This is a genomic window from Apibacter muscae (assembly GCF_007845595.1).
Lineage (GTDB): Bacteria > Bacteroidota > Bacteroidia > Flavobacteriales > Weeksellaceae > Apibacter > Apibacter muscae.
The window spans coordinates 70,555-84,700 of the sequence record NZ_SELI01000016.1 but is presented as its reverse complement, the minus strand read 5'-3'; the positions used below and the strand labels follow the sequence as shown (position 1 = coordinate 84,700).

Sequence of the window (14,146 nt, the reverse complement as noted above, 5' to 3'; positions counted from 1 at the left end):
TAAATAATGTTATTTCTTGTCATAACTAAAATTTTGTTAAAAAGCTTTTAAGGAAATTAGAGGTTTAAATCTAGAACTTTTAAGTATCATATCCTTCTCTCATATAAAAACATTTTTTTTAATAAAAATATGATATATATTATACTATATTAATATAATTACAATTAATTTAGTAGTTTTATAAACCTGATTAACTAAAAATACAATCATGAGCTTTAAAAATTTTCTAAAAAAAACTATTCATTATTTACTAGGTTTCTTTTTTTTCCTTGAGACCATCTTTTTTTTGGATACAAAACCAGAATCTTTTTTAAGCGGAATAATATCTCTAGCTTGTGCTTTAGTAATCCTTCCAATAACTAGAAATTTTTTAGAAAAAATCTTAAACTTCAATTTTGGAAAAGGTATTAAATATTCTTTACCTTTTATTGGCTTTATTTTTCCGCCTCTATTCTGTGTTTCTACAATTAAAAATGATGATCATTTAAATAATTATAGTAATTCAAAAATCTTTAAAAATTCTATAAATACAAATGTAAACAACTTTATATCCCAAACTTCCATTAATAGTGCTTATAATGATAAAAAAAATGATGAGGTACAAGCCTCAAATCTACTAACCTCAGCATCTACTAAAAATTCATCCTATAAAAAAGAAAATAGACCTACAAATAAAGTAAAAAAACCATATGCTTTTTCAAAAAAAATTAATAAAAGCTCTAAAAATAAAGTTCAAAATGGTTTACCAAATAGAAATTTTTCTTCTGGCCTCTGTGGACATGCTAATAAATCGGGAGGATTTTGTAAAAGAAGAGTGAAAGGTGGCGGATATTGCTGGCAACATCGATAACATTGGTGGTTTATGAATAAATTCTATTAGAATTTATTCAATTATAACTTATAATACACCAGTACAATAGCAGAATTTAAATATTATAATCCCATGATTTACAAATAATTTCTTATAATTTTTTTACAAATTTTATTATTTTTTTTTAAATATATTGAGAAATGAAAATTAAATACTTTCGGCTAATTTTTAAATGAGCAAGCTTAAGTGAATTATATAAACTAAATTGCGGATTCCAACCTTCCTTTTATTGATATTTAAAACTATAAATAAAAAAAATCACAAAATGAAAACTCTCAAGAATTGCTGATTGAATAACTCCAACAGGAATAAACTATTTTACGTAAATGAGATAGTAGCCAATCATATTATTTTTTTAATAAATAAAAGATATACTCTATAATTATTGAATAAATTTTATAAATTAATACAATCAACTAAGGATCAAAAAATGAAAAAAAATGTACTCATCACAGGAGCTAACGGTTTTATAGCAAAAAATATTTCTAAATTACTACAGGAAAATTACAATGTTCGTTTTCTTACTAGGAGAAAAACCAATGATCAAGAGTACGAATGGAACATTGATAAACAAGAAATTGATGTAAGGAGTTTAAAGGATGTAAATCATATCATTCATTTAGCTGGAGCAAATATTGGAGAAAAGAGATGGACTAAAGAAAGAAAGAAATTAATACTTTCAAGTAGGATTGACTCAGCAAAATTAATTTTAAATACGCTAATCAAAGAAAATATATCGATTGAATCTTTTATATCTGCTTCTGCTATCGGGTATTATGGAACACTCACATCAAATAAAATATTTGCAGAAACTGACAAGCATGGAGCTGATTTTTTAAGTCATGTATGTTTGCAATGGGAAAACATCGCTGACGAATTTAAAACTAAAAATATAGCAAAAAGGGTAATTAAAATTAGAACGGGGGTTACTTTATCAGAAGATTCCAACGGAGCACTGTTCAAGATAAAAACACCTATTCAATACCATCTGGGCGCCTGCCTAGGCTCTGGAAAACAATATATGCCTTGGATTCATATTAAAGATTTATGTTCCATTTATAAATATGCCTTAGAAAATATCAACCTAGAAGGTGCCTACAATGCTGTTTCACCAGAACATACTACGAATAAAGATTTAACTTATTCTATAGCAAAACGCTTAAACAAGAGAATATGGCTTCCTAATATTCCTAGCTTTTTTATACAATGGGTTATGGGAGAACGAGCAAATTTACTTTTAGAAGGTAATAGAATTTCTGCCCATAAATTACTGGAGAGTGGTTTCTATTTTAGATATAAAGAACTTGACGATTCACTTAAATCATTATTACAATAAATTTTATTCCTCATTTAAAATTTCTGCAATATCTTTAATATATACAGTCCTATTTCTTTCCTTAGCCTTAACCCCATCTGTTAACATTATACTACAAAATGGACAGCCCGTAGCTATAATATCAGGATTTACATCTAGAGCTTCTTCTACCCGCTCTATATTTATTTCTTTATTCCCTTTTTCTGACTCTTTAAACATTTGAGCTCCACCTGCACCACAACACAAACCATTTTTTTTACATCGCTTCATTTCACTCAATTCAGCTTCAAGTTTTTCAAGAACAAATCTAGGTGCCTCATACTCTCCATTGCCTCTTCCTAAATAACAAGGGTCGTGAAAAACAATTCTTTTTCCTTTATATTTTCCTCCTTCAACCTTCAATCTTCCTTCATTTAGTAAAGTTTGTAAAAATTGTGTATGATGCAAAACTCTATAATTACCACCTAACGAAGGATATTCATTTTTTAATGTATTAAAACAATGAGGACATGCAGTTACGATTTGCTTAATATCATAAGAATTTAAAATTTCAATATTCGCTAAGGCTTGCATTTGGAAAAGAAATTCATTGCCTGCTCGTTTAGCAGGATCACCGGTACATCCTTCTTCTTGTCCTAATATAGCAAATTCTACTTTAGCCTTTTGTAGTAAAGAAGCAAATGCACGTGTAACTTTTTTGGCTCTTTCGTCAAAACTGCCCGCACAACCTACCCAAAAAAGAACTTCCGGACTTTTACCTTCTTCTATATATTGCGCCATTGTCTTTATTGGTTGATTCATAGATTTAATTTTTTTTACTCTTTAGACCAATTCTCTCTATCTGTATTGTTAAATGGCCAAGGCGCATTATTATTCTCTATACAACTCATCATTCCATTAAGCTCTTGAGATACTTCAGATTTTTCCATCACTAAATATCTTCTCAGGTCAATAATTATTGATAGAGGATCTATTTGAATTGGACAGGATTCAACACAGGCATTACAAGTGGTACAAGCCCAAATCTCCTCCTTAGTTATATAATCCCCTAAAAGTTGTTTGCCATCCTCAATAAATTCGCCATTTTTATCAATATCTCTCCCAATTTCTTCAACTCTATCCCGAACATCCATCATAATTTTACGCGGAGATAATTTTTTACCTGTAAGATTAGCTGGACAGCTAGAAGTACATCGTCCACATTCAGTACAGGTATAGGCATTTAGTAATTGTATCCAAGATAAATCAGTAACCTCGTTTGCTCCAAATTTCTCGGAAATTTGATCAGAACTTCCCTCCTCTGTGAATGGATTTATATTGGGATCCATCATTAGCTTAACTTCCTTAGTAACTGAGCTTAGATTATTGAACTCTCCTTTGTTTTTAAGGTTTGAATAATATGTATTGGGAAATGCAAATAATATATGTAAATGCTTTGAATAATAAAGATAATTCATAAAAATTAATATCCCTATATAATGCAACCACCAGCAGGAACTAAAGACAATGGTTAGTTGATGGATAGTAAGATTGAATAAACAAGGACTTATTAACCAACTACTTAACGGAAAATAACCAACGATATGAATTGCATTTTTTTGTTGCAAGACTACCTCCGAAGAATTAGCCAATATTACAGCTAACATCATTAAAAATTCTACGATCAGTATTATATTCGCATCCTTTTTAGGCCAACCCGATAATTCATTACTTTTAAGACGTGGTACTTTTATGAAATTTCGTCTACTAAAAAAAACTACAACGGCTATTAAAACTAGGTAGGATAAAACATCTAAACTTGCTGTTATATAATTATAGAGGTAGGGAGATAGTAGTTGTCCTATATATCTATGGGTGTTAAAAATTCCATCTATAAATATTTCAATTAAATCTATATTGATTAGAATAAATCCAACATATATAAGTATGTGAAAAAAACCTGCTACAGGTTTAAACATCATTTTTCCCTGACCTAAAGCAATCCGCAACATCAATTTAAACCTTTGTTTAGGCTGATCGCTTCTATTTTCAGGTTTTCCTAATAAAATATTTCTTCTAATTTTAAATAAATTTCTTAAGAAAAAACCAATTCCTATAAATGCTAAAAGTATAAATATAATATTTGATATATATTCCATTATTTATTTTAGCATTGAGAATCTTTATTTTAATTTAGAGCTTGAGCAGTACTATCCACTTTTTTATTTTTCTTATTTTTATTTCCCCCACCAAATACCGAGAAATGTACATAACGTTTTGGATTCTCTCTGAAATCTACCAATAGCAAGTTCAAATTTTTAGAAGCATTTTCTAAGTTTGTATACAACTGCTTATCATTCATAAGTTTACCTAAAGAACCTTCTCCAGAATTAATTTTTGCTGTTAATTGATTTACATTACTAAGAGTTGATTCTAAATTTTTTATTGTTTTTTCAAAATCTGATTGGTTAATCTTTTCAGCTAAACTCCCGTACTGAGAAACTGTTTTATTTGTTGAAATCAACATTGTATTGACATTTGTTAACGCTGTAGTTAATGCAGCAGAATTTTGAGATAGCAATGAATTCATGCTTTTTCCAAGTTGGTTAAATTGAGCTATAGTACGATTTAAATTGTCAAGCGAAGCTTCAACAGTATTAATATTTCTATTGCTTAACAATTTATTGGTTGCTGTTAAAGTAGAATCTAAACGCAATAAAACAGAATTAACGTTTTTACTTAATGGCTTTAATTCATTCCCAGCTACATCCATTATCCCAGGAATAATAATCCCCTTTAGAGTATCACCCGGTTGTGCTATAGGTCCATCTTCAGATAATTCTAAATGAATTTCAGCCCCGCTCATTAAACTATTCTGTATCTCAGCAACAGAATTTTTGGAAAATGAAAATTCTTTATCAATGCTTAAACCGACAACAAAAGAGATATTATTATTTTTAGTTGGGATTGATTCAATAGATTCAACCATACCCACTTTTAATCCATTAATATATACACTTTTAGATTTAGACAAACCTTCTAGTTTATTATACTTAACATAATAAATCTTTTGAGATGAAAATACATCCTTACCTTTTAAAAACTGAAATAACCACCAAAAACATAGTAAAGTAACGATTACAATGACTCCTGCCTTGAATTCTTTTTTTATTTTCACTTGTATTATTTTAAGTAATAATTAGCAAATATAAAAAATAAAAGAAAAATCAAGATTTTATTTTTAACACTATACAATCAATCAAAATATCTACATCTTTAAAAAACTAATATACAAATAGTTAAATAGAACCATAAAGAAATTTATAAAAAATATTAAAAAATATTTGCACGAATAAAAATACCTATATATATTTGCAAACCAATTAAGGAAAATACGATATTTGAAACGCGAAAATAGCTCAGCTGGTAGAGCACGACCTTGCCAAGGTCGGGGTCGCGGGTTCGAGTCCCGTTTTTCGCTCAGAGTTGAATTTATTTTATAAAAATACTGATGCCCCGGTGGTGGAATTGGTAGACACGCAGGACTTAAAATCCTGTGGCCATTAGGCTGTACGGGTTCAAGTCCCGTCTGGGGTACACTTCAAGAGGATTAAATAATTGCTAGTCAATAATTTAATCCTTTTTCTTTTTACAATAAGCCGACAAACCGCCGAAAAATAAACTCATAACTATTTTTAATGTATTTAAAAGTCTGTATAAACTTAATTTAAACAGGATTTAAAATATATTCTTTATTTTTTCACCTAATCTCTTTTCTTATCTGAAAAATAAATCTATTTTTGCTCATATTTTATCTTAACTGCTTTATTTTTTAGATTATGGGCTTAACTACTATAAAAGAGGACTATTTTTATGATCCTGTTCCCTGTTATGATTATGAAGTTCGGGGAAGTTCGGAGTATAAAATTGCAGATCAGTATACGCAAAACCATTTTAGTTCCTTAGTTTATTTCAAACAAGACGAATATAAACAAGCAGAGTTTACAGTTTCTTCCTTTTCACAAACCTCCAAAGCATTGATTTATGAAATAGCACAAAATTTTTCTTCTTCCATTTCCTCTTTACATTTACAATTGAATGACATAGGACAAGTAACTAAAATTCTTAACCTAGAAGAAATACAAGCTAACTTTTTAAAAAGTAGAGTAGGTTTATTAGAAAAGTATTCTCATGTGCCTGATATTTCTGTTATCTTGGATAATTATGAAGCTAGTTTAAAAGAAGAAGAAAAGCTTAGGAAGTCTCTTTTTTATTATGGAGTCTATCGTCTTTTCTTTACAGGGATTAAAGAGTTAGTACAAGATATTTATCCCCAGAAAAGAATTACGCGCACTCGTAAATTGGATGGTTTCATTCTTTCTTTAGCTTTGCCTGTGATTGAGGATATTTTGATTGAAAGGGTAAAGGATACCTATAAAGTTATGATTGAGGGAAGAATTGATTTTGATAAATTGGATAAGAATATTTTTATTGATGCTTGTCGTTTTATGTATGGAAAAGAAATTACTTTTTCGGATATTGTTTTTTCGGCTAAGGAATCTTATGAGTTAGATTATAATTTCATTTTCTTAAGGGGTTCTTATAAACATCTTTTTGAGATTAGGGGGAAGTTGTTAAAGAGGGATGAGTTGAGTTTTCATTCTAAAAAATTCAGTTTTGTCTGAGGTTAATAAAAAATATGTGCCTGAGGGGGTATTCTTGGTTTGTGATAAGGGTACGATGGTTACTCAGTTAATTGCGGATGCTAGTCGTAATGTGAAGATTTATGGGGCTAAGCAATGTGTGGATACGGATAATAGGTTTGGGGTGAATATTATTCCTTTTGGGGGTTGTGCTACTTGTGGTACTTGTAAATTTGCTTCAATAGAGTGGACAAAGGTAAAACAGGGTGGTGTTCGGGTAAATAAGGCGATTCCTTTGCTGGAGCATTCGGAGGGTATTTGTTCGGTAGGTCAAGGTAAGATTAGGATCTTTATTGATGAGTATGAGGCGGATCTTGCCAATGAGAATAATAATGAGAGTGCTTTTGCAATGGAAAGTATTTCTTCTTCTATATTGGGGGAGGCTTTAACTTCGCCTTTTGGTAAATTGATTGATTTGTTTTGTGAGGATAATGATAAATTTACGGAAGGGGTGGGTCGTGGAGTGAAGAAAGGAATGGAAGGCACCTGGAACTTTTTTACTTCGGATTTATGGAAGGCGGATACTTGGAAGGGCATGGGTAAACTGGCGGTTATTGGAGCTTCGTATTCTTCTCCTTTAACGGGTACTTTAATGGGGGATCGTTCTTTGGAACTATTGGATAGTCAGTTTGGAACGGATTTTAAGCAAACGAAAGATGCCCTAGTCGATGGGGTAAAGAAATCTGCTGGGAATGCTTGGGAAGATGTAAAGAGGGGAAATATGGGAGAGATTGGGGAATCGGTGGGTCAATTGGAATATGCGATTGCGGAAGCATTGATAGGTTCTAAGGGGGCTGGTTTGGCGGTTAAGGGTATTTCTACGGGGGCAAAGGCTTTGATTGGGGCGGAACGGTTGGCGGAAATTGCTGCTACCTCAGCGAAATGGATGAGTAAGTTGAAAACGGGAGCTTTGGGACTGGTGAAGGTGGGAAGTAAACCTATATTATTTAGCTCAGACGAATTAATGGGAATAGAAAAAGTTTCAAAAGAATTATTGGAAGCTATGTCTAAAAAAGGTAGAAGGATAGAAATTGCGACAGAGGGTTCAGAAGCTAAGAGAATGCTTGATTATTTTGGAGCAGAAGCTAGTGCAGGAGGCGAAGATATGATGAGTATTTTATTAAGAGAAAACCCTAGTAAAGCTGCTGCATTAGAAGAATTTATGCATGGAACACAACATAAACTTGGTATTATTGATGACATTGGTAGACAAGAAGCTGAAGGTCACGTAAAAGATTTTATGATTAGACATCAAAAATTATTAGGTTTATGTGATGAAGATGTTCAAATATTACAAAAACTTAAGGATATGGGATTATAAAACAAAGTGAATTATGAGAGTTAAAAAAATATTTTTTCTAGAAAATGGTTTAACTGTTTTGGTAGTTAATAGAAACGAGTACGACGAATATTATTCTAAAAATCAAAAATGGGAATTATACCTTAATGGAGGTCGATATGAAAAATTAAATGATTTAAAGGAATTATCTTTATTAAATCAATCCAAAAATTTGGAGGAGATACCTTTAGAAACAACAACAGGACTAAATAAATTAAAGGAAATTAATTTAGAGTTTAATAATATTGAATTAAAACTATTTAAAAATTAAAAAAAATAAAAATGAGTGATTTTAGTAAACATGAACAGTTAATAGACTTTTTAAATAAAAATTATAGTAATAGAAAGTTTAAAAAATTTAATGAGCATAATCTCTCTGGAGATGTTGATTTATTAAATATTGATGATATCAATAATGCCGTTGTAATATTTACAGATGTATTGAATTTATATTCAGGTTCTGTTGGAAAATATGATCTATATAAGTTGATGCAGGAATATTTAACCAATGTAGAAAAAAGAGATGCTATAAATAAAATAATTAAAAAATTATGATTAATAAGTGTTTAAAATCTTTAGAAGAATTAAGACAACCAAATTTTAATAGTGACTCAGACATAAAAATATGGAAAAACGATGCTATTGTTATAATAGATATGATTTATGGAGAAGGAAGTAAATATGAAGAACAAATTATAAAAAAGCATGTGAATATTTCTCTAACACTATTTGGTAATATTGATAATAAATGAAAATAAAAGCAAAAACTATTTAATGATTTAAAATACATGAGATCTATTTTTTATATTATAGGAGCAATAGTGAAGTTTTTTCTTGATTTTATACGATGGATTTTAGGAATAAATCATTCAAACAAAAAGTATAAACTCAGAAAATATTCGAATAAAGAACGTTATCAATTTTTAGAAAATAAACGTATTAGAAATGGATATAAAAAGGGATGGCTCTACTATAGATGTAAAGAAGAAGGTCTCATGAATGAATATTATAAATACAATAAATAATTTATAGTCCAATCAAATACAAATAAAAATATGAAATTAGTTGAGCCTGAAAATTATATGTTATTTTTTAGACAACTTTTCAATTAAAATATCCTTGTCTTTTAGCATTTGTTTATAAAGTTCCTCTTTTTCAGTATATAGCTCAACAATTTTATCTATCGGATTAAAATTACAGTTGATAGGATTATTATTTAATAAAAAGGAATTTTCTACCTTATCATTAAACGTATTAATATAATTTACAGTAGCCTCCTCATTCATATTCTTAATAGCCTCTACAGGTACTTTTAAAGCTGTAGAAACTTTTTCTAATACCTTTTCTTCTAATTGCTCTTTTTGTTCGTAATCGGATACAGTAGACTGGGTAACCCCTAAATCAAAGGCTAGGGATTCTTGTTTAATACCTAACATTTCTCTTAGTCTTTTTATATTTCTTCCTTGATGTACTTTTTTAGGGGCTGTTTCTGTATTCATAACCAAAGTATTTTAGCAAAAGTATGAAAAATACTATAAAAAACAGAGTGATATTTTATTGTAGGGCAACCATAAGATAAAGGGCTTATCTATAGTATATTACCTCCTCTTGTATTTTCTTTGCTATAAAATTTTAGGTTATGGTTAATGATATGGATATACTGGAAAAGGCTAAGGATTATCTAACTACTTTAAGTCCAACCCATGAGGGTAAATATATGCTTAGGGTTGAGATTGATGGTTATAAGCATTTGGGTTTTATTTTGCTTTCTATTTTAAGGGCTTGTGAGAGTTGTTTATTGGCTAGGGAAAGAAATGTTGCTATAAATACGGATTTGGATATTTGTAATTTGCTTGATTTGGCTAAAAGCCTTATCCCCTATTCTGAACTGGAGTTTTTGGATGAATTGAATTGTTATAGTAAGGAAAACAAAAAAGACACCTAGTTTTTTAGGTATCTTTTTATTAGGGATAGATTTATTTTTTTATGACTTTGTTTTTTGGTTTTAACTGGTTTCTTTTTTCTTTCCAGTTTTCCGCACTCATATAGTTTTGTACGGTTCGGTAACTACAATCTAATAGTTTGGCTATTTCTTTGCTGTTTAAGCCTAAACAGTAATATTTAAAGGCTTTTTGGGTGTCTAATTTAAGTTCTTTCATACTAAAATATACTTTAAATGGTAGTAAATTAACGTTATTTGTTGTCATTTTGAGGGTTATACAACGTATGTTGTTGAGGCTATTTGTTGCGTACTTTTTAGGGGCTTGATTGAAGTACACCCCCCCTATTATTTTTTTAATTGTTTAAAGTGTTCTTTGTGTGCTTTTGGTTGATTAGGGTTAGTTGTTTGATTAGTTTTTTTGCTCTGAGACTGGTAAGGGTAATTATTGGGCTGTTTTTTCGGATTCCTTTTATTTCTATTTGTTTTATTTTGTTTATCCATTGGGCAGGGGATAATATTTCAGACTGATGAAGGGTTTCTGTATAGGTTAGTTTTTTATTGGTATAGGTTATGGTAAGCCAAAGGTTATTTTTGGGTATTTGTTGTATTATTCGGTTGAGGTTTTTTATTTGGGTTATTTTTATTTTTTGTCTCATCTTTTTTCTTTTTCGGGTGTGGTATTGGTTGTTGCATTGTTTGGAGCAGTATTTTGCATGGGTATTTTTATTTTTTAGGGATTGATGACAAACAAGACATTTTTTTATATGTTTTTGGGTTTGTTTTTCAGGCTTTTTTTGTTTTATGTTTTCTAGTAAAAAACGGTCTTTATTTATATTCTTATTTTGGGTACTTATTAACTCTTTATCTAAAGGGTTAAATGGTGGACATTTTATTTTTTGATTGGGCTTATCATTTTGTACTGTTTTTAATGGGATAGGATTTGTTAATTGGTGGACAGTTTTTGGCTTCAATTTTTCTAGTTTTTCTTTAATAAATGTGGTTATTATTTGTTTTTCTTCTTTATTTTGGTAGTGGTTACATATTTTTTTATAGGCTTGTCTGGCTCGTAATCGTTGTTTTTTTTCTTTTAGGCTGTCCCAGTATCGGGGATCTATAAATCGAAGAAATTTTTTTTGTGTTCGGTCGGACATGGTTTTATAGTTAAAGTCTTTTTCATTAATGTAAAGGCATTCCGCCCAGAGGTTAAGTAAATGGTTTGCTAGATACTTCCATATTTCAGGTTTTTTCAGGTCTGCGAGTGTATGAATATTCAGGGCTTTTACGTACTGCATTTTTTTTACTTGTATTTCTATTCGGAGGAGGTTGGGCTGATTGATTTTTGCTTGGATACTTTTATTATATATTTTCAGGGTGTATTGTTGATAATCTGCTATATATCCTATGTTTTGTCTTCCTGTATACATAGTGGAAAAGCTATTGCTTTTATAGGTTTTAAGATGGTTTAATGCGGTTTTTACTGGAAAAGGCAGGGTTATGTTGATTCCAAATTCAAAGTTTTTTAACTGGGCTTTTTCGGGGTTTATTTTTAATTTATTTTCTAGGTCTGTCAGGGTGTTTTGAAAGGCTTGATAATCATAATCATAGGCATTATCTAGTCCGTTATTATGATACTTGGCTATAGAACCGTGTAAATAGCAATTATCTTTATTTTTTATAATGGTGGAGGGTTTTATTTCTAGGTATAGGGCTTGGTATTGGGCATATCGTTTTTTGTTTAGTATTTCTCCTGTTTGTTCGTTTATTATGGTTATAAAGGATAGATAGGGCATCCTTTCCCATGTTTGGGGGGAAAGGTCTTCACAATATATTTTTATGCCGTCTATCATTGGAAAAGGGATATAAAAAGGGCTGTACAGATACTTTAATGTATTGTATTTTAGTTATTTAATGGTTAATAATGGGTTAATCTAAGTAGGATTCTATTAAGGTATAAAGCTCCTGTATTTTGGCTAGTATGGCTTGTTTTGGATTAGGGGCTTGTATGTCTTGGGCATGTAGGTTTAGGATAACTAGTTCATCTAATAAGATAAATAGGTATTCTTTATTGTTGACTGGTTTTTTGTAAGGCATTGTATAGGTCTGTTTGTTTATATCTTACTCTATTTCCTATTCGATAGCTTTTTATTAAGCCTTTTTTTGTCCAATCGTGCAAGGTAGGCAGGGATATTTTTAATAGGTGGGCTACTTCTTTGCGTGTTAATAGTAAATGGGTTTCTGATTCTGTTGCGTTTTTTTCTTGGGTTTTGGTATGGGTTAAGTTTTCGAGTTTTTGAAATAGTTCTTGGAGGCTTACTCCGTTTACTTTTAGATTTTTAAAATCTATTCCGTTTACTTCTAGGTTTACTTGTTTCATGGGATATTTATTTGGTTTTATTTGTTGGTTACAAAATTAATTTGATTCCTACCCTCTTGCAAGTACGTAAAAGACTCTGAAAAACAAAACGTACCCAAATTTTCGCGCGCGCACGTGTTTTTGAGATAAAATTTAGTGTAATAATAACATAGACAATACTTTACAAGTTTTTTATCTGTTCTTAAGGGGGTATGAATTTGCATTTAAAGCTATTTAAAGTGTAAAAATGTACCCTTATACCCCCTCGAATGTGTTTTTTTTTACACGTTTTTGTAGCTCTAATTTCTGAAATTTAACATAAGTTTAACATAAAACCTCCTTTTATGGGGGAAAAATAAAAAAATATTAAAAAAACAAAAAGTACTTTTTTATATAATTGATATTCTATTAGTTAAGTGTTTAAATTGAAGATTATAAGGCTATTAAAGTTATATTTTTAATAGGGCTATTATTCGTTCAATTTTTTTAATAATATTCTTATTTTTCTTGAAATTGATTCTATTTAACTAAATGTAATAGTCAGGAGTACAACTATGAATATTTTTAATTATTAGAATAGAATTAATAATAACAAATACTAAAAAAAATACTTATTATTATAATTTATTTTAATAAATTATAATAATAATTACATATTATATCTATATGGCAAAACCAACAGTTTTTATTAGTTCAACATTTTATGATTTAAAATATATAAGAACGGAAATAGATCAATTTATTGAAAATCTTGGTTACCAACCAGTAAGAAATGAAGAAGGAGATATTCCTTATGGAAAAGAAGAAGCTTTAGAGGAATATTGCTATAAAGAAATTCAGAATATAGACATTTTAATTTCAATCATAGGAGGGCGGTTTGGCTCAGAATCAAAAAAAACAAAAGAAAAATCTATTTCTCATTTGGAATTAAAATACGCTCTTGAAGAAAATAAACAAGTTTACATTTTCATTGAAAAAAATGTAAATGCTGAATATGAAACATATTTATTAAATAAAGAAAATGATATTAAATTTAAGCATGTAGATGATGTAAGAATATATAAATTTATTGAAGAAATAAAATTATTACCTAACAATAATAACATCAAAAATTTTGAAACAAGCTCAGATATTATAAATTATTTAAAAGATCAATTTGCAGGATTATTTCAAAGGTTTATGCAAAACCAGTCTAGAATAAAAGAAATCAGCTTAATAAATAAATTGGAAACTACTTCTAAAACTTTAGATCAATTAGTTAATTATCTTAGTGATGAAAATAAGGAAAACACAGAGGAAATTAATAGAATTTTAATGATACATCATCCATTAGTTGAAGAACTAAAAAATAAATTAGATATTAAATACTTATTTTATATACAGGAATTATCTGATTTGGAGGAGTTATTAAAGGCTAGAGGATATAAAGATGCTGGTGAAAAAGATGATTATTTTCTGTGGAATAAAAAAATTAGGGATAAGATTAAAACATTGGGTGTATCTAAGTCATTATTTGATATTGATGATAAATTAAAATTTTTAAAAAAGGGTGATTGGAAAGTTAATTATGTATCTGTTAATATTGAAGAAGAAGATGATGATTTACCTTTTTAAATAAAAATTATATTTTTAATACAGTATTAG

At 29.4% G+C, this 14,146-nt stretch carries 18 protein-coding genes and 2 tRNA genes; 12 read left to right on the top strand and 8 right to left on the bottom strand.

All coding sequences use genetic code 11. From position 1 onward, the window contains the following. Window positions 1–208 precede the first annotated feature (208 nt). Window positions 209–850, top strand: coding sequence for a hypothetical protein (locus ETU10_RS03355; protein ID WP_146262153.1), 642 nt, complete (start codon window positions 209–211; stop codon window positions 848–850). A 451-nt stretch (window positions 851–1,301) separates the two neighbouring features. Next, window positions 1,302–2,207 carry a TIGR01777 family oxidoreductase gene (locus ETU10_RS03350; protein ID WP_146309903.1) on the top strand — a complete coding sequence of 302 codons (906 nt, stop codon included), beginning with the start codon at window positions 1,302–1,304 and terminating at the stop codon, window positions 2,205–2,207. A 3-nt stretch (window positions 2,208–2,210) separates the two neighbouring features. Here ETU10_RS03350 and ETU10_RS03345 read toward each other — a convergent pair whose 3' ends face one another. The 3 genes from ETU10_RS03345 to ETU10_RS03335 are packed head-to-tail and all read right to left on the bottom strand — an operon-like array spanning window position 2,211 to window position 5,343. Then, entirely contained in the window at window positions 2,211–2,987 is a 777-nt protein-coding gene (locus tag ETU10_RS03345) for a (Fe-S)-binding protein (protein ID WP_146309901.1), read from the bottom strand. Window positions 2,988–3,001: 14 nt separating this feature from the next. Then, window positions 3,002–4,324: a (Fe-S)-binding protein gene (locus ETU10_RS03340; protein WP_146309899.1), complete on the bottom strand. Its 1,323-nt coding sequence runs from the start codon at window positions 4,322–4,324 to the stop codon at window positions 3,002–3,004. A 29-nt stretch (window positions 4,325–4,353) separates the two neighbouring features. Beyond that, window positions 4,354–5,343: an MlaD family protein gene (locus ETU10_RS03335; RefSeq protein ID WP_185145050.1), complete on the bottom strand. Its 990-nt coding sequence runs from the start codon at window positions 5,341–5,343 to the stop codon at window positions 4,354–4,356. Between the two features lie 230 nt (window positions 5,344–5,573). Between ETU10_RS03335 and ETU10_RS03330 the strand changes: the two genes are divergently transcribed. The 8 genes from ETU10_RS03330 to ETU10_RS03295 all read left to right on the top strand — a co-directional run bounded on the left by ETU10_RS03330 (window position 5,574) and on the right by ETU10_RS03295 (window position 9,232). Beyond that, window positions 5,574–5,646: transfer RNA gene (locus ETU10_RS03330), tRNA-Gly, on the top strand. Between the two features lie 32 nt (window positions 5,647–5,678). After that, window positions 5,679–5,762 (top strand) — tRNA-Leu (locus ETU10_RS03325). A gap of 242 nt (window positions 5,763–6,004) precedes the next feature. Next, window positions 6,005–6,850, top strand: a complete 846-nt coding sequence (locus ETU10_RS03320) for a hypothetical protein (RefSeq protein ID WP_146309895.1) — start codon at window positions 6,005–6,007, stop codon at window positions 6,848–6,850. After that, window positions 6,843–8,189 (top strand): PAAR-like protein, encoded by a 1,347-nt coding sequence (locus tag ETU10_RS03315; RefSeq protein ID WP_146309893.1) that lies wholly within the window; start codon window positions 6,843–6,845, stop codon window positions 8,187–8,189. Before ETU10_RS03320 ends, ETU10_RS03315 begins: the two co-directional genes overlap by 8 nt. Window positions 8,190–8,202: 13 nt before the next feature. Continuing rightward, entirely contained in the window at window positions 8,203–8,478 is a 276-nt protein-coding gene (locus tag ETU10_RS03310; RefSeq protein WP_146309891.1) for a hypothetical protein, read from the top strand. A gap of 11 nt (window positions 8,479–8,489) precedes the next feature. Further along, window positions 8,490–8,762, top strand: a complete 273-nt coding sequence (locus tag ETU10_RS03305) for a hypothetical protein (RefSeq protein WP_146309889.1) — start codon at window positions 8,490–8,492, stop codon at window positions 8,760–8,762. Further along, window positions 8,759–8,959, top strand: coding sequence for a hypothetical protein (locus tag ETU10_RS03300; protein WP_146309886.1), 201 nt, complete (start codon window positions 8,759–8,761; stop codon window positions 8,957–8,959). Before ETU10_RS03305 ends, ETU10_RS03300 begins: the two co-directional genes overlap by 4 nt. 36 nt (window positions 8,960–8,995) lie before the next feature. Continuing rightward, entirely contained in the window at window positions 8,996–9,232 is a 237-nt protein-coding gene (locus ETU10_RS03295) for a hypothetical protein (protein ID WP_146309884.1), read from the top strand. Window positions 9,233–9,292: 60 nt separating this feature from the next. On the opposite strand, the gene ETU10_RS03290 is transcribed toward ETU10_RS03295, so the two are convergent. Further along, window positions 9,293–9,706, bottom strand: a complete 414-nt coding sequence (locus tag ETU10_RS03290; protein WP_146309882.1) for a helix-turn-helix domain-containing protein — start codon at window positions 9,704–9,706, stop codon at window positions 9,293–9,295. A gap of 140 nt (window positions 9,707–9,846) precedes the next feature. On the opposite strand from ETU10_RS03290, the gene ETU10_RS03285 reads away from it, so the two are divergent. Next, a complete protein-coding gene (locus tag ETU10_RS03285; protein ID WP_146309880.1) occupies window positions 9,847–10,152 on the top strand; it encodes a hypothetical protein in 306 nt (101 codons plus the stop codon). Window positions 10,153–10,183: 31 nt separating this feature from the next. On the opposite strand, the gene ETU10_RS03280 is transcribed toward ETU10_RS03285, so the two are convergent. The 4 genes from ETU10_RS03280 to ETU10_RS03270 form a co-directional block, all read right to left on the bottom strand. Further along, window positions 10,184–10,366: a helix-turn-helix transcriptional regulator gene (locus ETU10_RS03280; RefSeq protein WP_185145049.1), complete on the bottom strand. Its 183-nt coding sequence runs from the start codon at window positions 10,364–10,366 to the stop codon at window positions 10,184–10,186. 136 nt (window positions 10,367–10,502) lie between these two features. Beyond that, complete coding sequence (locus tag ETU10_RS03275) at window positions 10,503–11,996, bottom strand: hypothetical protein (protein ID WP_146309876.1); 1,494 nt, start codon at window positions 11,994–11,996, stop codon at window positions 10,503–10,505. 76 nt (window positions 11,997–12,072) lie between these two features. Next, window positions 12,073–12,240 (bottom strand): hypothetical protein, encoded by a 168-nt coding sequence (locus ETU10_RS11140; protein ID WP_185145048.1) that lies wholly within the window; start codon window positions 12,238–12,240, stop codon window positions 12,073–12,075. Continuing rightward, window positions 12,212–12,523, bottom strand: a complete 312-nt coding sequence (locus ETU10_RS03270; RefSeq protein ID WP_146262169.1) for a DUF3853 family protein — start codon at window positions 12,521–12,523, stop codon at window positions 12,212–12,214. The genes ETU10_RS11140 and ETU10_RS03270 overlap by 29 nt, the downstream gene beginning before the upstream one ends. Before the next feature lie 645 nt (window positions 12,524–13,168). On the opposite strand from ETU10_RS03270, the gene ETU10_RS03265 reads away from it, so the two are divergent. After that, complete coding sequence (locus ETU10_RS03265) at window positions 13,169–14,116, top strand: DUF4062 domain-containing protein (RefSeq protein ID WP_146262170.1); 948 nt, start codon at window positions 13,169–13,171, stop codon at window positions 14,114–14,116. The last annotated feature ends 30 nt before the right edge of the window (window positions 14,117–14,146 follow it).